The organism is Microbacterium sp. KKR3/1 (assembly GCF_021272365.1).
Taxonomy (GTDB): Bacteria; Actinomycetota; Actinomycetes; order Actinomycetales; family Microbacteriaceae; genus Microbacterium; species Microbacterium aurugineum.
Map to the genome: position 1 here is coordinate 2247614 of NZ_JAJSDW010000001.1, position 25165 is coordinate 2272778.

A 25165-nucleotide genomic window follows, 5' to 3' on the forward strand; every position below is an offset into this window, starting at 1 on the left:
CACTCGGGGCTGCGCCTCACACGGGTTTGCCTCGCACCTGCATGATCCGGCGACGGATGCATGACCGGTCCATCCGGATCGCTCATGCATCCGGGGAACAGTCATGCATGTGGGACGAGCCATACCTGCCGGACCGAGCCATACCTGCCGGACGAGCCATACCTGCCGGACCGAGCCATACCTGCCGGACCGAGCCATCCCCGCGGGGCCGAGCTATGCCCGCGGGGCGGGGATCCTGAGAGCCGACTTCGAATCCAACCCCTATCTTGCACACTACTGTGCATGATCGTATCCTGGACCGATGACAACTCGTGCACCCCGTCGCGACGCCGTCGAGAATCGCGCCGTCATCCTCGCCGCCGCACGCTCGACCCTGGCGGTCGACCCGTATGCCTCGATCGATGTCATCGCACGCAACGCGGGCCTCTCCCGTCGCACGCTCTACGGGCACTTCGACGATCGCGACGCCCTGATCCGCCAGCTCATCTCGACCGGAGCACAACGATTCAATGCGATCGCCGCGTCGATCGATGACGAGGATGCCCGGATCACCCTCGCCCGCCTCGCCGCACGGCTCTGGCACGAGGCGGCGCACGTGCACCTCGCTGCGGCACTCGCGCTCGATGAGACGCATGTGGAACACACCGCGGCGGCACTCGCACCCCTGCGTCGCACCGTCGCCGACCTCGTGCGCCGCGGCCAGGAGGACGGGAGCTTCCGCACGGACCTCGCCGCGCCCACGCTCGCACGCTTGATCGAGGAGATGGCCCGCACCGTCGTCTCGCGCACGGATGCCACCAGCTCCGACGCGGCCGACGTCGCCGTGCGCACCGTGCTGAGCGTCGCCGGGCTCTCCTGGCGTGAGATCGATGACCTCCTCACCGCTCACCCCGACATCGACGCCACCGCACCCGCAGATCGGACGGCCCGCGCATGAAGATCGCCCTGCAGGACGTGAGCAAAGGACGCGGCGGTCAGGCCCTTCCCGCGACGTCGTTGGAATTCCACACCGGTGCCGTGCGCTTCGCCCTCGCCGAGACCGAACAGCGCCCGACCGTTCTCGGACTGATCGCGAGCGGCCGCATGCGCCCCGACACCGGACGGGTGAGCATCGACGGTACAGCCGACCCGAAGGCGCTGCGCCGGCACCTCGCGCTGGTCGATGCCCCGGATGTCAGCGATCCGCACCCCGACATCACGCTCGCCGGCGTCGTGGGCGAAGAGCTCATGTTCGCCGGCGTCGGCGCCACACCACTGCACGCACGGCGCTGGCTCGCCCGGTTGGGGTTCGGTGAGCTCGCCTCGGTCCCGATCGGGAACATCGATCCCGCCGCCCGCATACGCATCCTGTGCGAACTCGCCGTGCTCCGCGAAGGCGTCGAAGGGCTGGTCCTCGTCTCCCCCGACCGGCACGGCGGACGTCCGGACGGCTGGTGGCGCATCGCCGGGGAGTTCGCCGACCGTGGCTACGCGATGCTCGTGATCGTCGGCGGCTCGGCAGCGGTCGCTCTGGAGCGGATGCACGAGTTCGAGGCGATCAACGCCTCCGGCCCCGTCCAGCCACTTCCCACACCCACACCCGACCCCGAACCCGAGCCCGAACCAGAACCAGAACTGGTGGCCGACACGCCAGAGGTCGGACCGGACGGGGCAGAAGGTCCTGCATTTGGCGTGTCGGCGGACGCCACGAACCTTGACGCGGACGCCACGAACCATGACGCGGACACCCCGCTTCCCCTGCGCGAGGACCCCACAGAGAACGGAGGTGGGCGATGAAGGTTCCCGCCATGATCGCCGCCGAGCTGCGGCGACTGACTGCGAGCAGGATGGGGATCCTCGCCCTGGTCGCGCTGATCTGCGTGCCGATCCTCTACGGCGGCCTCTACCTTTGGGCGAACCAGGACCCGTATGCCAAGTTCCCCGAGGTTCCCGTCGCTCTGGTCGTCGACGACGCCGGTGCGCCCGCCCCCGCCAGCGGCACCGAGCCGGCGACCGGCGAAGACGTGAACTACGGCGAGGATGTGGCCGAGAACCTCCTCGAGGGCAACGCTTTCGACTGGCAGCGGATGACGGCGGACGACGCCTCCGAGGCACTGCGGACGGGTGCCGTCGACTTCACCGTGACCATTCCGGCGGACTTCTCCACCGCACTGACCTCCGCCGCCGGCACGGACCCCCACCAAGCACGGATCGTCCTCGAGACCAACGACGCGAACAACTATCTCGCCTCATCGATGGGTACCCAGGCCGTCGAGAAGATCCGCAGCTCGGTGGCTGAGATGGTCGGGAGCCAGGCGGCCGAGCGACTGCTCACCGGCCTCAGTGACGTGCGCGACAACCTCGTCACCGCGACGGAGGGGGCCACGCAGCTCGCGGACGGCGCGGGGACGGCCGCGACGGGGAGCTCCACGCTCGCAGACGGCACCGCCAAACTCGCGGACGGCACCGCTCAACTCGCGGCAGGAGCGCAGACACTCGCGAGCGGCGCACAGCAGGTCAGCGCGGGGAACCGCCAGTTGGCGGACGTCGCCGACCGTGCCGGCGCGGCAGTCCAGCAGGCGACCAACGCCCTCCCGCAGGTGCGCACCGACATCGCGAACGCCCTGACGGAGCGGGGTCTCACCCCGGAGGAGATCGACCAGGTCCTGGCCACGCTCGACCCGCTGGGCTCCCGCCTGGAGGAGGGCAACGCGCAGGTGCAGAGCGCGGTCGGCAAAGTCGACCAGCTCGCCGACGGCGCCGCATCCCTGGCGTCCGGTGCCGCCGATCTCGCATCGGGGGCCGGCACGGTCGCGACCGGAGCTTCGGCCGCGAACACCGGCGCGGTCCAACTGCGGGACGGGCTCGCGACGCTCGCATCCGGAACGACGGAGCTGCGCGACGGGCTGTCCGCCGGCGTCGACGCGATCCCGTCCTCCACACCGGAGCTGCGGACACTGCAGGCCGACACGATCGCCGACCCCGTGAAGGTGTCGAGCGACAAGGTCGCGTCCGCGGAGGACTACGGCGCCGGCCTCGCACCGTTCTTCGCCGCGCTCTCGGCCTGGATCGGCATCTACGCACTGTTCCTTATCGTGAAGCCGATCTCTCGGCGCGCGATCACCGCCCTGCACTCGCCCATCCGCATCACGCTGGCCGGGTGGCTGACCCCCGCGATGCTGGGCGCCGTGCAGATGGTCGGGCTCATGGGCATCCTGGCGATCACCCTCGGCTTCACCTTCGACCACCCGCTCGGCACCCTCGGCGTGATGATGTTCGCCTCGGCCACCTTCGCGGCGATCATCCTCGCGCTCAATGTCTGGCTCGGGTCGGTCGGGCAGTTCCTCGGCCTGGTGCTGATGGTGCTGCAGCTGGTCACCGCGGGAGGGACGTTCCCCTGGCAGACGCTGCCCGGCCCCCTCGCCGCCCTCCATCACGTCCTCCCCCTGGGCTACGTGGTCGACGCGATGAGGCAGCTCATGTACGGCGGAGACTACGCACGCGCCGGGTGGGATCTGGTGGTCCTCGGAGCCTGGCTCGCCGGTGCGCTGCTGCTGGCGATGATCGGGGTGACGCGCATGACCCATCGGCGCACCCTGCGCGACCTGCAACCGAGCTTGATCGGCTGACGATCCCGGGCGTTCGTCGCGGGACACGCCGTGACGAGCGCCCGGCCGGATATGATGCGAAGGCGCGACCCTGATACGCGCACTGGGGCTCGATGGGACTGAGTTCCACATGTCTACCCGAAAGAGTTCTCGACGATGACGACCGATTCACAGGCATCCGCCGCACCCGCACGCCCCTCCCTGGGAGTCCGGATCGGACGCATCGCGTTCCTGGTGGTGGCCGCTGTCGTCGTGGTCGCCGTGGCCGCGGCGTTCTTCGTGACCTGGACAATCCAACGCTCCTTCCCGCAGACGGCCGGCACACTGGAGCTCGATGGGCTCCAGGCCGAGGTCACGGTGCAGCGAGACGCCCGCGGCATCCCGACGATCACGGCGGACTCCACCGACGACCTCTTCTATGCCCAGGGCTTCGTGCACGCCCAGGACCGGTTCTTCGAGATGGACTTCCGTCGCCACGTGACCGCGGGTCGAGTCGCGGAGATGTTCGGTGAGTCGCAGGCCGCGACCGATGCGTTCCTGCGCACCCTCGGCTGGCGCGACGTCGCCGAGGCCGAGGTCGAGGCGATGGACGACATCACGCGCGGCTACTACGAGGCCTACGCCGACGGGGTCAACGCCTACCTCGCTTCCCGCTCCGGAGCGGAGCTGTCGCTTGAATATGCAGTTCTCGGCATACAGAACCCGGACTACGTACCCGAGCCGTGGGAGCCCGCCGACTCGGTCGCCTGGCTCAAGGCGATGGCCTGGGACCTCCGGGGCAACATCGAGAACGAGACCGAGCGCTCGCTCCTCGCCGCCGAGTCGAGCGAGGCCGACGAGACGACCACCGAGACCGGCGACCTGCTCGCGCAGCTCTACCCCGACTATCCGTTCGACGAGAATCCGGTGATCGTCCCGAAGATCTCCACGGTGCCGACTCTCGACACCGGCGCAGAGCCCGCCGCCTACACGCTCCCCGAGACCGAGGACCAGATCCAGCAGGCGACCACGACGATCGAGTGGACCGAGACGTCGAGCGTCATCGAGGCGGCGAGCGAACTCGTCGGCGATGTGGGCGAGGGGATCGGCTCGAACTCCTGGGTGGTCTCCGGCGACCTCACCGAGAGCGGTGCACCGCTGCTGGCGAATGACCCGCACCTCGGCGCCTCCCTCCCTTCGGTCTGGTACCAGGTGCAGCTCACCTGCTCGACCGTGGACGACGACTGCCCGTTCGACGTCAGCGGCTTCTCGTTCTCGGGATTGCCCGGCATCGTGATCGGGCACAACAGCCAGGTCGCCTGGGGCTTCACCAACCTCACGACCGATGTGACCGACCTCTACGTCGAGCGCGTCGTCGGCGACGAGTACTGGCGCGACGGGAAGCTGGTCCCGCTCGAGCAGCGCACCGAGACGATCAAGGTCGCCGGCTCCGACGACATCGAGTTGACGATCCGCTCGACCGTGCACGGGCCGATCATCTCGGGGCTCACCGACGACTTCACAGCGATCGCCGACGACCCAGCACCCGCCCTCGACGCCGGTGGTGCCACCACTCCCGCGCCCGGCGCAGAGGACGACGCCGAGTACGCGGTCAGCCTGCGCTGGACCGCCCTCGACCCGGGCACGACAGCGACCGCGATCTTCGCCCTGGGCACTGCGCAGGACTTCGAGGACTTCCGCTACGCCGCATCCCTCTTCGACGTGCCGGCCCAGAACCTGATCTACGCCGACACCGAGGGCAACATCGGCTACCAGACGCCCGGCCGACTCCCGATCCGGGGCGCCGGCGACGGGTGGATGCCACAGCCGGGATGGGACAGCAGCTACGACTGGACCGGGTACATCCCGTTCGAGGAACTGCCGGTGTCGTACAACCCCAGCTCGGGGTACATCGTGACCGCGAACAACGCGATCGTTGCGGATGACTACTCCTACTTCCTCTCCCGCGACTGGGACTACGGGTACCGGGCGGCGCGCATCGCGCACCTGATCGAACGACGCGCGGCGGCCGCTCCGCTGACCGCCCAGGACATGCGCGACATCCAGATGGACAACGAGATGTGGATCGGCAAGCACCTCGTGACCGTGATGGGCGACGTCAAGGTGAGCGGAGCCGGACCGAAGGACGCCGTGGAACTGCTGACCACGTGGGACGCCCAGAACTCGGCATCCTCCGCCGCGGCCGCCTATGCCAACGTGCTCTGGTCGAACCTCGTGCAGAACATCTTCGCCGAACGTGAACAGCCGCTCCCCATCGACGGGCAGGGCAGGCTCTTCATGGTGGTGGCCGACTTGTTCGAGGACCCGTCCGACCCGCTGTGGACCAACGCGGCGCTCGGCGTCGACGGGATGGATTCCATGCTGAAGCTCTCGGCGGAACAGGCCTACGAGGAGCTCGCCGCGCTGCAGGGTGAAGACGTCCTGCGGTGGAACTGGGGCGACCTCCACGCGATCACCCTCACGAGCGACACTCTCGGTTCCTCCGGCATCGCGCCGATCGAAGCGCTCTTCAACCGGGGCCCGTTCCCCGTGGGCGGCGGAGCGTCCGTGGTGAACGCGACCGGATGGGCGCTCGGCGTCTCGTACGCGACGACGACGGTGCCCTCGATGCGCATGGTCGTCGACCTCTCGGATTTCGATGCGTCGACCTGGAACCACCTCACCGGGGCGTCCGGCCACGCCTTCCACGCGAACTACACCGACCAGACCGAGGACTGGGCTGCCGGCGTGCAGACGCCGTGGGCCTTCACGGAGAAGGCCGTCGCGGCGGCGACCGTCGACACCCTGGTGCTGACCCCGGCCGGCTGAACGGTCGCGAGCGGCGGCGCCGGAAGCGGCGCCACAGGGTGCTCGGCTAGCGTGGGTGGGTGCCATCCAGTTACCTCGCCCCGAAGGGCACTCCCGCCACGCTCCTGGAGTTCGAGCACGGGGGTGCGACGCTCATCGCAGAGACGTTCGGGGAAGGCCCCCACACCTATCTGCTCCTGCACGGCATCGGCATGGGACGCAGCGTCTACCTCGACATCGTGCAACGGCTCGAGGGGCGCGTGATCGCACTCGACCTCCCCGGATTCGGTGAGGCGCCCGAACCGACGCGCACCCTCACCATGGAGCGGCACGCCGACCTGGTCGCGGCCTATCTGACGCACGTGGGGGCGAGTCCGGTCATCGTGATCGGCCACTCGATGGGAAGTCAGATCGCGGCCGAGCTCGCCGCGCGGCATCCCTCCCTGGTCGAAGGCGTAGTGCTGGCCGGCCCCACGGTGAACAAGGCGGCGCGCAACGTCGGTGCCCAAGCGCGGTACCTGCTGCTCGACCTGATCGGCGAACGCCCGTTGGTGCTCTGGCGCGGGGCGAGGGAGTACCTGCGCGGAGGCCCTCACCTGATCCGGAAGATGCGCGCGACCATCGTGCACGAGCCCGAAGACGCGTTCGTCCGCATCAAGTGCCCCGTGCTCGTGCTCCGCGGTGAGAGCGACCCGCTGGCGCCGCTGAGCTGGTGCCGCGAAATCCTCGACGCCATCCCCGGGGCCGCCCTCGAAGTCATCCCCGACCACGGTCACGGCACCCTGATCAGTGACTCCGAGCCCGCGGCCCGGCTGATCCACGAGTTCGCTGCCCGCATCTGACCCCTCACCGACCGTCGGCGTTCACAACTCCTCAAGATCGGCGTGCCGGCCGCGTCCAAACCCTGCGCAGGGAGGATTCACCTCACTTCTTGAGGAGTTGTGCACGCGAAGCGTTCCGGAAGTGCGGGCCCAGACTCTGCACGACCGCATCAACCGCCTCGCGCAGAGCGGAATCTCTGCGCAAGATGTCTGAGGCGAGGGGACGGATGGTGATGTACCCCTTCGTCGCGGCAGCCAGATCGCGCCGACGATCGTCGACCTGTTTCTCCCAGCCCTCGTGGAACTCCCTGCTGTCGCACTCGATGATGAGCCACCCCTCGACGAGGAAATCCACTCGCCCCACTCCGTCGATCGCCACCTGGGTCTCGTAGGCGATTCCCAGCGTCCGCAGGATGAGCCTCATGAACGTCTCCGGCCCCGACTCCGCTGACGAGTCGACGAGAGTGAGCAGGATCCTGAAGCGCACCGGCAACCGCTCGAAAACACGCGCGACCTCCTCCCCCGTCATCAGACCGTGGTGCAGGATGCTGTCGAGTGTGGCGACGGCAGCCCGTGGGTGCTGACAGCGGACCGCTTGCATCAGTGCATCGCCGAGAGATGCCGCATGCAACGGTTCGGGATCGCCGGACCATGTGTTCCAGTGGAGCAGTGTGTGCTTCGACCGAGGGGGCCTCACTCGAGAGGATCCCGGTCGCACATGCACGTGCAGCACCCCTCGCAGATGGACGAAGACTCCGATCTCGACGAGAAGGGAGACACACGACAGACGACCGCCGATCCGCACGGCCTCAGCCACCTCGGCAGACACCGGTTCGATCGCGTACCGGTCTCTGCGGAGTCGCCGAAGTCGACCACCCTCGACGGCGCGAAGGATGTCGCGCGACGTCATTCCCGATGCCACCAGGTCGGCGCGCGAGAAGACGGTCACGGCGTAGAACCGAGCAGTGCGTTGACGGACGGTCATAGGTCGCATCCGGGAAGCTTGGCGGACCGGCGCGTCGAGCGGGGCAGACTGCGCGGAATGGGGATGGTTTTCCCCGATGCGGTCCCTGGGGAGGAACAGTCAGGTGCCGATGACACCCACCCCGCCGTTCACAACTCCTCAAGAACATGCAGATTCGGCAGGAAGAGCCACGAATCCAAACCTTCCGAGCTCGGATCTAGGGAGTTGTGAACACTCGATGGCTCTGCCCGGCCGGCGCTGCACCTGCGCTGCACCGGCGCGACACCCGGGGGAGGTCAGCCGGCGGCGGGCGGTGTCTGCTTCGACTCGGCGAGCTCGTCCACGACGAGGCCCCGCTGCTCGATGGTTCCGTTGCGATAGGCCTGCCGCCCGACCATGTGCGCCGAGAGCGGAGCGGTCGCGAACTGCATCAGCACGATCGGCGCGATGAGCACGAGACCGACCAGGATGCCGCCGATCGACCGCTGCGACAGGGCGATGGCGATGCAGATGAGCAGGAGCCCGAGGACCTGCGGCTTGGTGGCCGCGTGCAGACGGGAGGGCACATCCCGGAAGTGCAGCAGTCCGACCGCCGCCGACAGGCACAGCACGGCACCGAGCAGGATGAGCACCAGGACCGCCACGTCGATGACGGCATCCGGGATCATGAGACCGAGCACGTTCATGGTGTCGTGTTGTCCCTTCTCGCGACGAACCGGGCCACCGCGATCGACCCGAACACTCCGATGGCCGCGATGATGAGGAGGACGGGGATGTTCCGGGTGTGACCGTTGATCGCCATCTCCGCACCGATCACGCACATCACCTCGGTGAGGAGCACGTCGGAGGCGACAGCGCGGTCGAGGATCGACGGTCCGCGCACGATGCGGATCAGAGCGAGGATCGCGGCGATGCCGAAGACGACCATGATCAGCAGGAGCAGAATGTTCATCGGACACCGCCCTTCGCTCCGAGCCCGGCCCGTTCGTCGGCCTTGAGTGCACGGTACTGCGCGGGGTCGCCGAGCGCACGCACGATCCTGCGCTCCCACCGGAGCACCCCGGCGCGCTGCTTCTCCACGTCGTCGGTCGTCCGGACGCCGATCACGTGCAGGTACAGGATGCGACGGTCGCGATCGGTCTCGACGACAAGCGAACCGGGGATCAGTGAGGACACCACGGCGACGTGCGTCATCACCAGGTCGTCGGCGTAGCGCAGGGGCACCGCGACGATGGCTGTGCCCGGCTGGCGGCGGAAGTCGAACACCTGCACCGTGACCGAGAGCGCTCCGTTGAGCACGGCGAAGAGGAACTGCACGACGAAGAGCGCCGCGTACCAGAGGTTGACTCGACCGGAGAGGGCGACGGTGGGCAGCCGGAAGACGCGGGTGACGAAGATCGCGACGATCAGTCCGGTGAGGAAGGACAGCACGGTGAACTGCGCCCACAACAGCATCCAGAGCACGACGAGCCACGCCAGGAAGGGCAGCTGCACCCGGATGTCGCGCCAGAGATGACGTCGGGTCTCGCGCTCCATCAGCCCACCTCCTCTTCCAGCTGCACCAGGCTCACCGGCTGCAGCAAGGCGGCACCGATACGGTCGCACAGGGCGTAGAGGGGACCGGCGAAGACGGTGAGGGCGAGGGTGACCGCGACCATCCCCCCGGTCGCGACCGTCATGATCTTCGGGATGCGACGACGCTCCTGCTGCTCGTCGGCGGCCGGGGCATTGCCGAGGTAGGAGATGCGACCCTCGGTCTCGGTGGAGTCCTCCTCCTCACGCCAGAACGCGAGGTTCCAGGCACGCATGAGGGCGTACAGCGTGAGCAGCGAGGTGATGATGCCACCGAAGATCAGCACGAGCATGAGCGGGGTGCCGACGGAGGCCGCCGCCTCGAACAGTGCGAACTTGCCGATGAACCCCGAGAACGGTGGCAGGCCACCGAGGTTGATCGCGGGCACGAAGTACAGCACGGCGATCACGGGGGCGACCTTGAGGAGTCCCTTGACCCGCAGGATCGATGTGCTGCCCGCTCGACGTTCCACAAGGCCGACCGCGAGGAACAGGGTCGTCTGCACGACGATGTGGTGGACGATGTAGTACACCGTCGCACCGATCGCGGCCGGCGTCGCGATCGCGAGACCGAAGATCATGTAGCCGACATGGCTGACGAGGGTGAAAGACAGGATTCGTTTGAGCTCCGCCTGCGCGACCGCACCGAGCACCCCGACGATCATGGTGGCGAGCGCGATGATGAGCAGCAGGGTGTCGATGCTGTTCGAGGCGAAGAGCTGCGTCTCGGTGCGGATCAGCGCGTACACGCCGACCTTGGTCAACAGGCCTGCGAACACCGCGGTGACCGGGGCGGGCGCGGTCGGGTAGGAGTCCGGCAGCCAGAAGGACACCGGGAAGATGGCCGCCTTGATGCCGAATGCCACGACCAGCATCAGGTGCAGCACCAGCTGGGTCTCCTGCGGGAGCTCCGACATCCGCTCGGCGATCTGCGCCATGTTGACCGTGCCGAGCGCACCGTAGATCATCGCGATCGACGCCAGGAACAGGATCGACGACACCAGCGAGACGACGATGTAGACCGCGCCGGTGCGGATCCGGGACTCGGTGCTGCCGAGGGTGATCAGGACGTACGAGGCGACGAGCAGGATCTCGAAGCCGACGTAGAGGTTGAAGAGGTCGCCGGCGATGAAGGCGTTGAAGATACCGGCGGCCAGGATCAGGTAGGACGGGTTGAAGATCGAGATCGGTGTCTCGTCGGTGCCGTCGGCCGCACCCTGGCCGACCGAGAAGAGCAGGACCGCGACCAGCACGATGCTCGAGATCAGCACCAGAAGCGCGGCGAGCCGGTCGACGTAGAGCACGATGCCGAATGGGACGGGCCAGCCGCCGACGGACACCGCGAGCGGCTCACCTCCGTCGACCACCACGAGGAGGATCGCGGCGATCACCGAGACCGCGGCGAGCGTCGCGACGGTGACGACGACCTGGAGCCGCGGGTTCCGGCCGAAGACGAGCGTGACCGCGGCTCCCAGGAGCGGCAGGGCGACGAGGAGCGGGACGAGGGCGGTCATGGCTTGCCCTCCTCGTTCTGTCCGTGGTCGTGACGTTCGTCATGGTCTGCGTCGCCACCCCAATCGGTGGGCGCATCGAAGGGTGCGTCGTCATGGATGGCGGAGTGATCGCGCATGTGCAGCACCGTGATCGGCGACGTCTGCACCCCGACGAAGTCCGTGGTGGCCTCGTCGTCGTCGGTCTCGGACTCGTCGTCCATGAGGTCTTCGTCGGCGTCGGTGCGCTCGCGGAGCGCGATGTCGGCCTCGTCGTCCTCGACGGTGTCGGCTTGGCCGAGCTGCCAGGAGCGGTAGATGAGGGCGAGGAGGAAGGCGGAGACCGCGAACGTGATCACGATGGCGGTGAGGGTGAGCGCCTGCGGGAGCGGGTCGCTCATCTCGCCTTCGGTACCGAAGAACGGAGCGTTGCCCGGCACTCCCATCACGATCAGGAGCAGCAGGTTGGTCGCGTTGCCGAGCAGCAGGAAGCCGATCAGCACGCGGGTCAGGCTGCGCTCCAGCATCGCGTACACGCCGCAGGCGAAGAGCACGGCCATGATGATGATCAGGGTGAGGGAGACATCCATCAGCGGCTCCTCCCCTCACGGGAGAGGAAGCCTTCGGGGCCCGGTGTGGACCGGAGGGCAGCCTGCCGATCGACCTCGGCGCCGAGGCTGCGCAGGACGTCGAGGACCAGACCGATCACGACCAGGTAAACGCCCACGTCGAAGATGGTCGAGGTGACGAACTCCATGTGCCCGATGCCGGGGATCTCCCATTCCCAGAAGGTGCTGGTCAGCGGTGCGAGGCCGAAGAAGAGCGGCACGACCGCGGTGCCGACGGCGAGGATCAACCCGGTGCCCAGGAGTCGCCCGGCGTCGGTGGGCGCCGCGGCGCCGAGCTCCCACCGGCCACCGGCGATATATCGCATGACCAAAGCCATACCGGCGACGAGCCCTCCGGCGAAGCCTCCGCCCGGAAGGTTGTGCCCGGAGAACAGCAGGAAGATCGAGACCACGATGATCGTGTGGAACAGGATTCGGACGATCACTTCGAGCAGGATCGAGCGGTTCTCGGGCTTCATCCTCTGTCCGCCGACGAGCCAGGCACGCGGGCTGCTCTCGTTCTCGGAGGTCTGGAAGCGGATGCCCTCGGTGGTCTCGACGAGCGGGCGGCTGCGGGCGGCCTTGCGGGTGGCTCGCGGCAGATTCTTCGTGCCCGCCAGAAGGTCGGCCCGGTGCGTGACGAACACCAGGGAAGCCACACCCGTCGCGGCCAGCACGAGCACCGAGAGCTCGCCCATCGTGTCCCAGCCGCGCAGGTCGACCAGCGCCACATTGACCACGTTCTTGCCGTGGCCGATCTCGTAGGCGATCTCGGGGAAGATCTCCGAGATCGGGTCGGCGATCCGGGACTGGGTCGCCACGACGGCGATGAAGGCCATCGTGACGCCGACGCCGATCGCGAGCAGCGCGCGCGGAACCCGGCCGACGGAGGCGTTGTGCTCGCCCATCCGCGCGGGGAGGCGACGGAGCACGAGTGCGAACGTGACCATCGTGACGGTCTCGATGAGGATCTGCGTGAGAGCGAGATCCGGGGCACCGCTCGTGGCGAAGAGGACCACCATCCCCAGGCCGGTGACCGACACCAGGACCACTCCCGTGTAGCGCTTCTGCGCACGGACGGCGAAGACTCCGGCGATCGCCATGATCGGCGCCACGACGATCTGGGCGGGGGTGTGCCATGCCGACAGGTTGTAGCGATCGATGTCACTCGCGATGAGCGCTGTCACTTCTGCGGAGACGAACACCACGAAGATGGTGCCGACGTACACCGGCAGGGAGCCTCGCTGGGTGAGCGTGGTGCTCAGGACCGACAGGCGGTCAACGCCGCGCATGACGAGGTAGTACACGTCCGCCGCCGTGAAGCGCAGCAGGCGGGCCTTGCGATCCCACCCGGTCTTGCGGCTGAGCAGGAAGAGCCCGATGCCGAGCAGGATCGAGAGGATCGAGATGCCCAGTGCAGGTTCGAAGCCGTGCCAGAGGGCGAGATGCCCCGGACCCTCGACGGCTTCTCCGGCGTGGTCGAGCCCGGGGCTCGCGGTGAGCGCGTACCCCTGCAGGGCGACGTCGAGCGCAGGGGCGCCGATTCCCGCGGCGAGGGTGACACCGGCGAGGATGATCGGTGCCGACAGGAATCCCACCGGAGGGTCGGGCCAGGCGGTGTCCGGGAGCTGCTGTCCCTGCTCATCACGCTTCTTCCAGAAGGCCCCCCAGAGGAAGCGGGCCCCATATGCCGCAGTCAGCATGGAACCGAGGACCACCCCGATGAGCGCGACCAGACCCCACGGGGATCCTCCCAGCGCATCGTCGAGAAGAGCGGTGAGGGTCGATTCCTTCGCGACGAAACCGATGGTCGGAGCGATGCCGACCATCGAGGCGATGGAGATGAATGCCGCCGTCGCCATGACGGGAGCCTGGCGTCCGACACCGGAGAGCTCGGTGATGTCTCGCGTGGAGAGCTGACGGTCGATGACGCCGACGATCAGGAACAGGGCCGACTTGAACAGCGCGTGACCGATGACCAGGGCGAGGCCCGCGAGTGCCGCGGCCTGGGTGCCGTAGCCGACGACCACCGCGAAGAAGCCGAGCTGGCTGACCGTGCCGAACGCGAGGATGCGCTTGAGGTCGGTCTCACGCAGCGCCTGGATGCCGCCGATCAGCATCGTCAGGATGCCGAGGGTTATGACGATGGGGCGCCACGGCGCGCTGAACGCGAAGATCGGGGCGAACCGGGCGATCAGATAGATACCTGCCTTCACCATCGCCGCCGCGTGCAGATAGGCGCTGACGGGAGTGGGCGCGGCCATCGCGCCGGGAAGCCAGAAGTGGAACGGGAACAGCGCCGACTTGCTGATCGCTCCGACCAGCAGCATGACGATCGCGGCATCCACGATCGGTCCGGACGGCGCGATCTCGAGGATCTCGCGGATGCTCGAAGTGCCGGTGTCGACGACCAGCAGCACGACCCCGACGAACATCACGAGTCCGCCGAGCGTGGTCACGAGGAGTGCCTGGAGCGCTGCGCGTCGGCTGGCGGCACGGCGTCGGTAGTGACCGATGAGGAGGTAGGAGAGGATGCTCGTCAGTTCCCAGAACATGACCAGCATCACGAGGTCGTCGGTAAGGACGAGACCGTACATCGCGCCGGCGAAACCGAGCAGCACCCCGGCGAACTGACCGATGCCCGCCGCGTCGTCGTGGAAGTACCACCGGCAGTAGAGCAGCACGAGGGCGCCGACCCCCGTGACGATGAGCGTGAGCACCCAGCCGAGCACGTCCATGTTCATGGACAGGTTGAGGCCGAGTTGCGGGATCCAGGCGACCGACTCGAACGGAACCGGACCGTCGAGGACCTGTGGCGTCATCACCAGCGCATGCACGAAAGCGGCAGCCGGGACGAGGGCCGCGATCGCGAACGCCTGAGCTCCGAGCCAGCGCACCAGAACGGGCATCAACAGCGACCCGAGGAGGAACACGGCGAGGAGCGTCAGCATATACGCGGCTCCCTCGGGGGTCGTCGGCCCCACAGCTCTCGCGGGGGTCTCGCGTCCAGTTTACCGGCGCGAGGCGCACCTCGCGCTTCTCGCGCTGCACGAACGTGCAAGAGTGGTCGCATGCGGGCGTGGGTGCGGGAGCTGGCCGGTGGGGTCGGAGCCCTCGGGCTGGCACTGATCACCGCCGCGCAGGTCGCTGCGTCCGCGCGTTCCGAGTTGCTGTTCCGTGACGCGGATTCCTTGGTCGTGGCGATGTTCGCACGGTCCGTCCTCTCCGGGCAGCCGATGGACTGGGCGATGTCGAGCGTGCTGTTCCTCCCCGAGACCGCGGTGTTCGCCGGCCTCGACACGGTCCTGCCGTTCGAGGTGGACGGTCTGTTGGCCGTGAGCGCCGTGGTGAACCTGCTCGCCCTGTACGGAGCCGTTCGCGTCGTCGCCGGCCGTCGGTCCGAGCGATCGGCGCCCGTCACGTGGTCGTTGCTGAGCGTCGCCGCCTTCTCCGTGCTCGCCATGACCGCAGTATCGGCGTCTCGGGATGCGCTCGAGCTCGCGTCCTTGACGTTGACGACGACCTACTACGCCGCGACCGTCGTCGCCGTCGTGCTCTCGGTCGGACTGGCCCGGCGGGTGCTGGACCGGGGCGCGGGCGGCGCCGTCCCGCTGATCGCGCTCGGCGCCACAGCCCTCGTGTCGACCCTGTCGAATCCTCTCTACGCGGTGTGGGCGACGGGACCGATCACCCTGCTGCTCGCCTTCTTCCTGATCCGAACGACGCAGCGGGCCCGGATCGGCGTGGTGATGGCCGTGCTTCTCGCCGGGACGATACTCGGATTCCTCGGACGCATTCCATTGGCGGCATGGATCGCCAACACCGGTGCCGGCTACGTGCAGCCCGAGCGGTGGTCCGAGTCTCTGCAGTACTACGGCGCGCTGCTGATCGGCCGGCTGTCGACCCCCGGCGGGATCATCGCCGGGCTGCTCGTCCTCGCACTCCTCGTGCTCGCCGGCTTCCGCACGGCACGGGCCTCAGACGACGGCACCCGCTTCGTCGCCACGATCGCCTGGCTCATGCCGATCCTCGTCGCGGTCGGGGCGATCGCGGTCGGCACCCATGCGGCCCGCTACCTGCAACCCCTCGCCTTCGCACCCGTGCTCGCGCTCGTCGCATCGCCTCGCATCGTGCGGCTGCCGGTGCGGGTCCGCCCGATCCTCGCGGCCGCGTCCGTCACGCTGCTGGTCGCGGGCGGCGCGGCAAGCGTCCCTCGGCTCTCCGCCGCCGCTCAGGTCACCGACCCCGACCTGGCCTGCGTGACCGAGTGGATCGACGCGTCCGGCCGCACCGGCGCCGGGCAGTTCTGGACCGTCCGCCTGCCGAAACTGCATCTGCGGGATCCCGCCCGACTCGTCCAGGTGGATCACGAACTGCGGGGCTACGCCTGGCTCGTGAACCGGCACGACTTCGACGTCGGCGAGGTGACGTTCCTGCTGGAGGACGCGCAGACCGTCCCGTGGAGCCTGCCGCTCCCGGCCGTCCCCGATGAAGTGGTCGACTGCGGCCGCTATCGCATCCTCGATTTCGGCGAGACCGCTCTCCCGCTCGGACCGCAGCGCAGTTGATCCGCACCGTGCCCGGTCAGCGCGAGGCGGGGCCTGTCGTGGTGCCGGCGTGGAAACGGCAGGTGAGATGCTGCGTGATGCCGGGTTCGCCCCGGAGCATGCGTGCGATCTGCTCCCCCGCTGCCCGCCCCTTCTCGACAGCCGGCTGCACGCTGGTCGTGAGGCTGAGGTCTCCGAGACCGTCGAGCGCGATGCCGTCGAATCCGGCGACGGAGAGGTCCTCCGGCACGCGGAGTCCCGCCTCCTCCGCGGCGCGGATCACCCCCACCGCGAGCAGATCGCTCTGCGCGAGCACGGCTGTCGGCCGGGTGGCGGGATCGGCGAGGAGCATCCTTCCCACCAGCACCCCTTCGTCAATGAGGCTTCCGGCGGCGGATATCGCGAGGGCGTCGGGGAAGATCTCTCGCGTCCCGGCGAGCCGATGGATCGTGACATCGACGGTGGCGTTCGCGAGCCGCTCGGGAGTGATCGCCGTCCGTTCGCGCTCGGTGTCGAGGGGAAGCGTGACCAGGGCGACGTCGCGGTGGCCGAGATCCCACACATGGCGCGCGATGTCGGCGGAAGCTGCCGCGTTGTCCAGAGTGATGCGCGGGATCGACTCCCCCGCGTCTCCCTCGATCACGACGACGGGGAGGCCTCGCCCGACGACGATCTCGAGTGAGGATCTCGTGCGTGCCGAACAGCCGATCAGCACGACCGCATCCACCGGCGCACCGGCGATACCCGCACCCTCTTCCCCCGGCTCGTCGCGCATCAGCAGGATCCCCGCACTGAGTTCGGCCAGCCCGTCGGTGAGTCCGTCCATCAAGGCGGTCGTGACCGGGTCGAGGAAGGCCGCGCGGAGGTGACCTTCGAGCACGACCGCGACGATGCCGCTGCGTCCTCGCCGCAGGGATGCCGCTCGCGGGTCGGGGCCGGCGTACCCGAGGTCGGCCGCGGCGGCGAGGACCCGCTCCCGAGTCGCGGGGGCCACCTTCGCCTTGCCGCTGAAGACGACCGAGGCGGTGGAGGTCGCCACACCCGCCTCGCGCGCGACGTCAGCGATCGTGGGCCGACGTGGCGTCTCCTGACTGCTCATACTTCGAGGATAGCTCCCTTCGTTTCCGAATTGTCGAATCGATTCGATAGGCTGTGCGGCATGGATTCAGCCCTCACCCGATCGCAGTTCGTCCGCTGGCGTGCCGCGATCTTCGCCATCTTCCTGGCGAGCGGCCTCTCGATCGCGACCTGGGCGTCGCGCGTGCCCGGGATCAAGCAGGCACTTGATCTCGACAACGCGCAGGTCGGCCTGATCCTGCTCGGCATGGGCATCGCGTCGATCGTCGGCATCTCGACCGGCCCTGCCGTGATGGCACGCACCGGAGCGCGACGGGGGATGCTCCTGACGATGCTGACGTTCGCCACCGGCATCGTGCTCGTCGGGTTGGGCGCGAACGTCTTCGGCTCCGTCACGGTGGTCCTGATCGGCATGGCGCTGTTCGGCTTCGGCAACGGCTCGGTCGACGTGATGATGAACGTCGAGGCGACGGCGATCGAGCAGCAGATGAGGCGCACGATCCTTCCCGTGTTCCACGCCTTCTTCAGTTTCGGCACGGTCATCGGCGCGGCGATCGGCGCGCTGGCGGCCCAGCTCAGGATCGACGTCGCCACTCATGCCACCGTCATCGGCGTACTGATCGCCGTGATCGCGGTGGTCTGCTTCTTCCAGGTGCCGTCGCGAGAGGCAGCTCTCGACCCGACGGATCACGAGAAGCCGCCGTTCCGCGCACGCATGCACACCGCGTTGGAGGCATGGCGCGAGCCTCGGACTTACCTGCTCGGCATGGTGATGCTCGGGATGTCTTTCGCCGAGGGAGGCGCGAACGACTGGATCGCGCTGGGCACCGAACAGGGGCACGGTTTCGCGGAGGGCACGGGGGCGGTATCCCTCGCGGTGTTCTCGATCGGGATGACGACGGTGCGGCTGTTCGGCGGGCCGCTGGTCGACCGCTTCGGTCGCGTCCTGGTGCTGCGCATCCTCGCCGTCGCTGCGGCGTCCGGCATCCTGCTGTTCATCCTCGCGCCGACCTTCCCTCTCGTGCTCGTCGGTGCGGCGCTGTGGGGGGTCGGCGCATCGCTCGGCTTCCCCCTGGGCATGTCCGCGGCCGCAGACGATCCGGCCAAGGCCGCGGCTCGGGTGAGCGCCGCCGCCACGATCGGCTACGTCGCCTTCCTCGGCGGCCCGCCCGTCCTCGGGGTCATCAGCGAGCACATCGGTCTGCTCAACACGCTGTTCATCCTGGTCGGGCTGGTCGTGCTGTCGGGGCTGTTCTCCGGAGCCGCCCGTCCACTCCGCGAAGACGAGAAGACACCGGTGGCGCGCACGGAGCAGGGCTGAGGCTCAGCCCTCGCGCCCACGCACCAGAGCGGCCGCGTGGGAACGGCTGCGCGCGCCGAGTTTCGTGAGCACGTTGGACACATGCGTCTTGACGGTGGGCACCGAGATGCGCAGTCGCGCCGCGAGCTGAGCGTTCGACCACCCCTGGAGGATGCCGTCGAGCACCTCCTGCTCGCGCACGGTGAGGTCGTCCTGCGCCCGCCTGCCCGGCGCCTGCGTCCCCGGTGCCGGGTGATCGGTGCTCCGGACGACCGCGGCGAGCGCTCGTCTGGTCACCCGCGGATCCAGCGCCCCCTCCCCCGCAGCCACCGAGCGCACCGCCTGGACGAGGGTCGGCGCATCGACCGTCTTGAGGAGGAAGCCCACGGCGCCGGCACGGATCGCCCCGAACACGAGCTCGTCCTCATCGAAGCTCGTCAGCACGAGGACGTCTCCGAAACCGCGCTCGACGATCTCCCGGGTCGCGGAGATCCCGTCGCGACCCGGCATCCGCAGATCCATGAGCACCACGTCGGGTCGCAGTGCAGCCGCGTTCCGGACGGCCACGTCACCGTCCGCCGCTTCCCCGACCACGGTGATGCCTTGCGCCTCGAGCATGATGCGCAGACCGGCTCTGATCGCCCCGTGGTCGTCGGCCAGCAGCACCGTGGGGGCCGTCACGCCCGCACCTCGACCGGGATGCGGCCTTCGACGGACCATCCGTCCGCGACCCGGCCGGCCGAGAATTCACCGCCCAGTGCCCCGACACGTTCCCGCAGCAGTTGCAGTCCCCATCCCTCGTCGCCGTGCGCGGCTGCCGCACTGGCGACCCCTCCTCGCGAGTGCACCCCGACGCGGACCCCGGCGTCGTCCCCCTCGATCGTGATGTCGACCTCGGCACCACTCGCGTGCCGGATGCAGTTCGTGAGGGCTTCGCGCACGATGCGGACAACGGCCTGCTCGGGGCCGGCACCGAGGTCGGGGAGCTCGCCGGCGGTGAAGCGGATGAGGAGACCCGTCCGCTCCGCCTCCCGCACGATGCCCGCCAGGTCGGACCAGCGCGGTGTCGGGGTGAGACTCCCGTTTCCGCGACGCAGGACCGAGATCATGGACCGCAGGGCGCCGTGGGCGTCGAGACCTGCATCGCGGACGGCCCGCAGCGCATCCCGGTCCGTCGTGCGGTCGGGCTCCATCGACAGCGCGGCCTCGGCACGGATCGCCATCGCCATGACGTGGCCGGCCACCACGTCGTGCAGCTCCCGCGCCATGGTCTCCCGTTCGCGCTGCACGGCCTCGACGCGGTCCCTCCCCGCGGCGGCGGCGGCCTCTTCCGCGCGCTGGCGGTGCAGCTCCGCGAGCTCATGGGCTTGGGACACGGCGACGGCCCACCAGTAGTCCGTGCCGAAGATCGCGCCGAACTGCACGCCGATGAGGAAGGCGACGGGGAATCGCACGTCGGTGAAGAGCCAGGCAGCCAGGAAGAGGAGGATCGTCGACGCCCCCAGCAGCCCGAGCAGTACGCGGCGCCCGTGCGGTCCGGCGAGGAACGCCGCCGTCCACAGCACGTCCAGCAGCACGACGAGCGTGCCGAGGCCGCCGACGGTGAGCAGATCGATGACGAAGAGCAGCGTCACCAGGACGAGCACCGTCGTCGGCATCCGCCTCTTGGCCAGCGCGAGCGCGCATGCCGGCAGCGCGAGCACCAGAGACCACCAGGGTGAGAACGGCTCGGGGAGAATCGAGAACGGCCCCCAGATACCGCGGAACCCGAGCGCGGCCATCACGATCGCGAGAAGGGCCATGCCGACCGGATCGGCCCACCAGCGGTGACGGCGATACCAGGCGCCGAATCCGCCGTCGACCTGCTCATGCATGCCCTCATGCAACCACGGTGCGCGTGCCGGCGCATCCGACGAAGGGATGAGGAGGGCGGCGAGAACGGTACTTTCGCCCGATCCGTCACGGCTGTGTATCGGCGAGCGTGAAGCCATGGAACTCTTCGGCGGGCTGCCGCTCCCCCTTTCCCTCGCGCTCCTGGCGCTGATCGACGGGTTGAGTGTCGGCACTCTCCTCATCCCGGTCTTCCTCCTCCTGCATCCGGGACGAATCCGTGCCGGTCGCATCCTCCTCTACCTCGCCACGATCGCCACGTTCTATCTGCTCGTGGGGCTCCTGTTCCTCTGGGGATTGGTGAACCTCGTCGACGTGGCTTCCGCCTTCCTCGCGTCTCCGACCGGGCTCATCATCCGTCTCCTCGTGGGAGGCGGGCTCCTGATCACGGCGTTCGTGATGCCGACGGGCGAGAAGACGGCGAAGAGCGGGTCCACCGAGACGATCGCTCGGCCGAGCGTGCCCGCCGCACAGGAGGAGGCCGGCGGCCGGTCGCCGATGACACCCGACACACCCACCACGACGACGACGGCGGGCACCCGCCCCGGACGCATCACGCGGTGGCGGGAGCGTCTGCTCGATCCGCGCACCCGGGGGACCGCGGTGATGGCGGTGGCGATCGCCGCGGGTGTCGTGGAGATCGCCACGATGCTCCCCTACATCGTCGCGATGACGATGCTCGCGGATGCCGGGATCGGCACCCCGCTGCGTGTGATGTCGCTCGTCGGATACTGCGCTCTGATGATCCTGCCCGCGATCATCCTGCTCCTCCTCCGCCTCGTCGCCGCGCCTCTGGTGCAACGACCGCTCGAGCGCTTCGCCGCGTGGATGCAGCGCACCGGCGCCGAGAACACCGCCTGGATCATCGGCATCGTCGGATTCCTGATCGCGCGTTCCGCCGCCACCGAGCTCGGACTCTTCTAAGCCATCGGCTCGTTCCCGGCCGCCGCGGTCGACGCTGCGACGAGGCACCTTCCCGACGAAGTAGGCTCGACGGGTGCGTCTCGTCATCGCCCGCTGCTCGGTCGACTACACCGGTCGGCTCAATGCCCATCTCCCGCTCGCCACGCGTCTGCTCGTGCACAAGGGAGACGGGAGTCTGCTCGTGCATTCCGACGGCGGAAGCTACAAGCCGCTGAACTGGATGAGCCCGCCGTGCTCGCTGTCGAGCGAGGTTCCCGGCGAGGAAGAAGCGAGTGCCGGCGTCGTCGAGGTGTGGCGCGTGACGCACAAGAAGACCGGTGACGCACTGCGCGTGCAGATCTACGAGATCATCCACGACACGTCCCACGAGCTGGGCGTCGATCCCGGACTGCAGAAGGACGGCGTCGAGGCCGACCTGCAGCGGCTCCTCGCCGAACAGGTCGAACGCATCTCGGAGGGCGCGACGCTGGTGCGCCGCGAGTACCCCACGGCGATAGGACCGGTCGACCTTCTGGTGCGGGACGCCGACGGGGCGGCGATCGCCGTCGAGATCAAGCGACGCGGCGACATCGACGGCGTGGAGCAGCTGACCCGCTACCTCGAGCTGCTGGGCCGCGACCCCCACCTCTCCCCCGTCCAGGGTGTCTTCGCCGCGCAGGAGATCAAACCCCAAGCCCGTGTTCTCGCCGAAGACCGGGGCATCCGCTGCCTGGTGCTCGACTACGACGACATGAAGGGCATCGAGTCGGGCATCCCCCGCCTGTTCTGAGTCGTCCCCTTTCAGCGCGCGGCGATGAGCCGCGGCGTCGGTCCTTCCAGCCGCGCGATGGCGATCTTCACCTCGAAGACCTCCTGCTCGATGCGTGTGAACCTCGCGTCCACTGCCGCGAACCGCGCGTCCATGCGACTGATCATCCAGCCGAATCCGCTGACGGTGGCCACCAGAGTCGTCGCCCCGGTCGCCAAGATCGTGATGATCTCCATCGACACGTACATGCCCCCATTCTTACCGGTGAAACCGCCGTGGTCACGACCTTATATGGAGACATTTCGTGTTCATATAAGGTGTGCATAAGGTCCTTAGGTGCACACCTGTGCAGGAAGCACGGTCATCCTCTCGCGGCACCCTAGGCTGGGAGCATGTCCCACTCCCCCTACTCCTGCGTATTGTGGGACGTCGACGGCACCATCGTCGATGCCTCCGTCGGCATCCTCCGTCGGCTCAACACCGCGCTCACGCACTTCGGCCACCCCGCGCCGACACGCGAGGAGCTGGTGCACTGGATCGGGCCTCCGATGTTCCAGTCGTTCCAGGACCAGGCCGGGATGACCCCGGAGCAGTCCGCCGAAGCAGTCGCCTTCTACCGCACACTCGGCAAGGCAGACGGGTACACGACCGACGTCGCGACCTACCCGGGAGTGACCGAGCTCATCAACGAGCTCCATGCCGCGGGCGTCCCCCAGGCGACGGCGAGCTCCAAACCCGAGAACCAGGTGGACGCACTCGTCGACCATTTCGGCCTCCGCCCGGCATTCCTGACCACCGTCGGCGCGACGCCGGATGAGGCGACCCTCGCATCGAAGACCGACATCGTCGCCGAGGCGCTGCGTCGCCTGCGCGACCTGGGCGCCGACACCTCGAATCCGGTTCTCGTCGGCGACCGGCACCACGACGTCGAGGGAGGCGCGGCCAACGGCGTGCCGGTGATCTTCGTCGAGTGGGGCTTCAGCGACCCCCACGAAGGAGACGACGCCGCGTTCCGCGTCAGCTCCGTCCCCGAACTGCGCACGCTGCTGATCGGCAGCTGACCGCGAGCCGGCGGTCAGCGGGCACGTCGCTCATCGTGCCCGTGCGACCTCATCGCCCGGCAGAAGCACAGAACTCCCCGACGGAGTGCGCTCGTGACGCGCTCCGTTCGGGGAGTTCTGTGTCTCGCCCGTCTCAGACGGGGCGAATGTTCTCTGCCTGCAGGCCCTTGGGGCCCTGCGCCACATCGAACTCGACTCGCTGGTTCTCTTCGAGAGACCGGTAGCCGGATGACTGGATGGCGGAGTAGTGCGCGAAGACGTCAGCGCCTCCGTCGTCGGGGGAGATGAAGCCGAAGCCCTTCTCCGAGTTGAACCACTTGACCGTGCCCTGGGTGCTCATGTACTGCCTGTTCTGCTGGGTAAAAAGCCGACGCAGGGATGCCCCGACACCGCTAACGCTAGTGGAGGAGGCCCGGAGAGGAATAGCCGCGGCAAGAAGGTAATCCAAATGTTGCATGAGCGGCACACGGCCGTGATCCGGCAGGCGGGCGCGTGAGCGGGGGGCATGGACGCCGCCCGGGAAATGGTGTGGCCCTCACCGCGGGGGGAGCGATGAGGGCCGAAGACGACCGGAGGGTGCGTCAGAAACAGCCTAGCTCCTTTTCGGAGGCCTTGTCCCCCTTTTGGGGGACAAATCCGAAAATCGGTGAGGACGACGATAGCGGCCCCCTCGAGTAGCCCATTGGGGACTGAACTACTCGAGAGGGCCCAATCGCATGCACGGATCGTCTTGGCCCTGGGGTGGCTCTTCCGTCTCCTGGGGAGAGACGGGGACGATCAATCCCCGTGTGCATGCACCTTCACCATAGGGGAGGAGGCGCGATCCCGCCATGGACGCCACCCCGGTGAGCTCGAACACGGCCGGAGTGCGGATCCCGCGCGGATCATGGGTTCAGGGCGGAGTTGGCGCGAACAGCACGCGAGTAACCTGAAGCGGTGACGCTGCTCAACAAGGACATGACACTGTGCATCTCGCTGTCGGCGCGGCCGAGCAACAACGGGACACGGTTCCACAACCACCTCTACGAAGCGCTCGGGCTGAACTGGATCTACAAGGCCTTCGCGCCGACCGACCTCGCGCAGGCCATCGCCGGGGTGCGGGGACTCGGTATCCGCGGCTGTGCGATCTCGATGCCCTATAAAGAAGACGTCATCGCGCTGGTCGACCGGATGGACCCCTCCGCCACGGCGATCGACTCCGTCAACACCATCGTCAACGACGAGGGCGTGCTCACGGCGCACAACACCGACTACACGGCGATCGCGCAGTTGATCGCCCGCAACGAGCTCGATCCCGCCGCGTCGGTCCTGCTCCGCGGTTCGGGAGGCATGGCCAAGGCGACCGCGGCGGCTTTCCGCGATGCCGGGTTCGGCGAGGTCACGATCGTCGCCAGGAACGAGACGAACGGACGCGGACTCGCGGCGTCGTACGGCTTCGACTGGCGTGCGGACGTCGCGGACGCGACCGCCGACATCCTGGTCAACGTCACGCCGATCGGGATGACCGGCGGACCGGACGAGCACGCGCTGGCGTTCTCCGACACGACCGTCGCGACGGCTTCCGTCGTGTTCGACGTCGTCGCGCTCCCGGCGGAGACGCCCCTGATCACGGCGGGACGAGCGGCGGGAGCGACGGTGATCACGGGTGCGGAAGTGGCTACCCTGCAGGCGCTCGAGCAGTTCGTCCTGTACACCGGCATCCGCCCGACCGCGGCGCAGGTGCAGGCCGCGGAGGAGTTCATGCGCGCGGGGACGGCGTGATCGCCGCGACGATACCTGGGTAGCCTAG

General features: G+C 68.4%; 23 protein-coding genes. 11 read left to right on the forward strand and 12 right to left on the reverse strand.

Annotation, left to right across the window (positions count from 1 at the left end):
• Positions 1-301 precede the first annotated feature (301 nt).
• The 5 genes from LVJ59_RS10705 to LVJ59_RS10725 all read left to right on the forward strand — a co-directional run bounded on the left by LVJ59_RS10705 (position 302) and on the right by LVJ59_RS10725 (position 7216).
• On the forward strand, positions 302-937 hold the full coding sequence (locus LVJ59_RS10705; protein WP_232763000.1) for a TetR/AcrR family transcriptional regulator: 636 nt from the start codon (positions 302-304) through the stop codon (positions 935-937).
• Positions 934-1776 (forward strand): hypothetical protein, encoded by an 843-nt coding sequence (locus tag LVJ59_RS10710; RefSeq protein ID WP_232763001.1) that lies wholly within the window; start codon positions 934-936, stop codon positions 1774-1776. The genes LVJ59_RS10705 and LVJ59_RS10710 overlap by 4 nt, the downstream gene beginning before the upstream one ends.
• Positions 1773-3608 carry a YhgE/Pip domain-containing protein gene (locus LVJ59_RS10715; RefSeq protein WP_232763002.1) on the forward strand — a complete coding sequence of 612 codons (1836 nt, stop codon included), beginning with the start codon at positions 1773-1775 and terminating at the stop codon, positions 3606-3608. Before LVJ59_RS10710 ends, LVJ59_RS10715 begins: the two co-directional genes overlap by 4 nt.
• A gap of 135 nt (positions 3609-3743) precedes the next feature.
• Positions 3744-6395: a penicillin acylase family protein gene (locus tag LVJ59_RS10720; protein ID WP_232763003.1), complete on the forward strand. Its 2652-nt coding sequence runs from the start codon at positions 3744-3746 to the stop codon at positions 6393-6395.
• A 59-nt stretch (positions 6396-6454) separates the two neighbouring features.
• Positions 6455-7216, forward strand: a complete 762-nt coding sequence (locus LVJ59_RS10725; protein ID WP_134352617.1) for an alpha/beta fold hydrolase — start codon at positions 6455-6457, stop codon at positions 7214-7216.
• Between the two features lie 82 nt (positions 7217-7298).
• On the opposite strand, the gene LVJ59_RS10730 is transcribed toward LVJ59_RS10725, so the two are convergent.
• The 7 genes from LVJ59_RS10730 to LVJ59_RS10760 form a co-directional block, all read right to left on the reverse strand.
• Positions 7299-8180, reverse strand: coding sequence for an endonuclease domain-containing protein (locus LVJ59_RS10730; RefSeq protein WP_232763004.1), 882 nt, complete (start codon positions 8178-8180; stop codon positions 7299-7301).
• A gap of 275 nt (positions 8181-8455) precedes the next feature.
• Complete coding sequence (gene mnhG, locus LVJ59_RS10735) at positions 8456-8845, reverse strand: monovalent cation/H(+) antiporter subunit G (RefSeq protein ID WP_134352615.1); 390 nt, start codon at positions 8843-8845, stop codon at positions 8456-8458.
• Entirely contained in the window at positions 8842-9111 is a 270-nt protein-coding gene (locus tag LVJ59_RS10740; protein ID WP_047523448.1) for a monovalent cation/H+ antiporter complex subunit F, read from the reverse strand. Before LVJ59_RS10740 ends, mnhG begins: the two co-directional genes overlap by 4 nt.
• Complete coding sequence (locus LVJ59_RS10745) at positions 9108-9695, reverse strand: Na+/H+ antiporter subunit E (RefSeq protein ID WP_232763005.1); 588 nt, start codon at positions 9693-9695, stop codon at positions 9108-9110. The genes LVJ59_RS10740 and LVJ59_RS10745 overlap by 4 nt, the downstream gene beginning before the upstream one ends.
• The gene (locus LVJ59_RS10750) at positions 9695-11245 is read right to left on the reverse strand and encodes a Na+/H+ antiporter subunit D (RefSeq protein ID WP_047523454.1); all 1551 of its coding nucleotides are present in this window, start codon (positions 11243-11245) and stop codon (positions 9695-9697) included. The genes LVJ59_RS10745 and LVJ59_RS10750 overlap by 1 nt, the downstream gene beginning before the upstream one ends.
• A complete protein-coding gene (locus LVJ59_RS10755) occupies positions 11242-11811 on the reverse strand; it encodes a Na(+)/H(+) antiporter subunit C (protein WP_052193689.1) in 570 nt (189 codons plus the stop codon). The genes LVJ59_RS10750 and LVJ59_RS10755 overlap by 4 nt, the downstream gene beginning before the upstream one ends.
• Positions 11811-14780 carry a Na+/H+ antiporter subunit A gene (locus LVJ59_RS10760; protein WP_232763006.1) on the reverse strand — a complete coding sequence of 990 codons (2970 nt, stop codon included), beginning with the start codon at positions 14778-14780 and terminating at the stop codon, positions 11811-11813. Before LVJ59_RS10760 ends, LVJ59_RS10755 begins: the two co-directional genes overlap by 1 nt.
• A 120-nt stretch (positions 14781-14900) precedes the next feature.
• Between LVJ59_RS10760 and LVJ59_RS10765 the strand changes: the two genes are divergently transcribed.
• On the forward strand, positions 14901-16397 hold the full coding sequence (locus LVJ59_RS10765) for a hypothetical protein (RefSeq protein ID WP_232763007.1): 1497 nt from the start codon (positions 14901-14903) through the stop codon (positions 16395-16397).
• A 16-nt stretch (positions 16398-16413) separates the two neighbouring features.
• On the opposite strand, the gene LVJ59_RS10770 is transcribed toward LVJ59_RS10765, so the two are convergent.
• Positions 16414-17475 (reverse strand): LacI family DNA-binding transcriptional regulator, encoded by a 1062-nt coding sequence (locus LVJ59_RS10770; RefSeq protein WP_232763008.1) that lies wholly within the window; start codon positions 17473-17475, stop codon positions 16414-16416.
• Between the two features lie 60 nt (positions 17476-17535).
• On the opposite strand from LVJ59_RS10770, the gene LVJ59_RS10775 reads away from it, so the two are divergent.
• On the forward strand, positions 17536-18774 hold the full coding sequence (locus tag LVJ59_RS10775; protein ID WP_047523467.1) for an MFS transporter: 1239 nt from the start codon (positions 17536-17538) through the stop codon (positions 18772-18774).
• A 3-nt stretch (positions 18775-18777) separates the two neighbouring features.
• On the opposite strand, the gene LVJ59_RS10780 is transcribed toward LVJ59_RS10775, so the two are convergent.
• Together LVJ59_RS10780 and LVJ59_RS10785 are read right to left on the reverse strand one after the other, a co-directional pair.
• Positions 18778-19434 carry a response regulator transcription factor gene (locus LVJ59_RS10780; RefSeq protein ID WP_232763009.1) on the reverse strand — a complete coding sequence of 219 codons (657 nt, stop codon included), beginning with the start codon at positions 19432-19434 and terminating at the stop codon, positions 18778-18780.
• Positions 19431-20627, reverse strand: coding sequence for a sensor histidine kinase (locus LVJ59_RS10785; RefSeq protein ID WP_232763010.1), 1197 nt, complete (start codon positions 20625-20627; stop codon positions 19431-19433). Before LVJ59_RS10785 ends, LVJ59_RS10780 begins: the two co-directional genes overlap by 4 nt.
• A 115-nt stretch (positions 20628-20742) precedes the next feature.
• Between LVJ59_RS10785 and LVJ59_RS10790 the strand changes: the two genes are divergently transcribed.
• Positions 20743-21567, forward strand: a complete 825-nt coding sequence (locus tag LVJ59_RS10790) for a GAP family protein (protein ID WP_232763011.1) — start codon at positions 20743-20745, stop codon at positions 21565-21567.
• 73 nt (positions 21568-21640) lie between these two features.
• Entirely contained in the window at positions 21641-22336 is a 696-nt protein-coding gene (gene nucS, locus LVJ59_RS10795; protein WP_047522024.1) for an endonuclease NucS, read from the forward strand.
• A gap of 11 nt (positions 22337-22347) precedes the next feature.
• Here the strand turns inward: nucS and LVJ59_RS10800 are convergent, their stop codons facing one another.
• Positions 22348-22563 (reverse strand): hypothetical protein, encoded by a 216-nt coding sequence (locus LVJ59_RS10800; RefSeq protein ID WP_047522027.1) that lies wholly within the window; start codon positions 22561-22563, stop codon positions 22348-22350.
• Positions 22564-22707: 144 nt separating this feature from the next.
• Here LVJ59_RS10800 and LVJ59_RS10805 point away from each other — a divergent pair, with 144 nt between their 5' ends.
• On the forward strand, positions 22708-23376 hold the full coding sequence (locus LVJ59_RS10805; protein ID WP_232763012.1) for an HAD hydrolase-like protein: 669 nt from the start codon (positions 22708-22710) through the stop codon (positions 23374-23376).
• Between the two features lie 133 nt (positions 23377-23509).
• Here the strand turns inward: LVJ59_RS10805 and LVJ59_RS10810 are convergent, their stop codons facing one another.
• Positions 23510-23716, reverse strand: a complete 207-nt coding sequence (locus LVJ59_RS10810; protein ID WP_017203899.1) for a cold-shock protein — start codon at positions 23714-23716, stop codon at positions 23510-23512.
• Between the two features lie 596 nt (positions 23717-24312).
• Here LVJ59_RS10810 and LVJ59_RS10815 point away from each other — a divergent pair.
• Positions 24313-25137 (forward strand): shikimate 5-dehydrogenase, encoded by an 825-nt coding sequence (locus LVJ59_RS10815; RefSeq protein WP_308191506.1) that lies wholly within the window; start codon positions 24313-24315, stop codon positions 25135-25137.
• Positions 25138-25165: the final 28 nt, after the last annotated feature.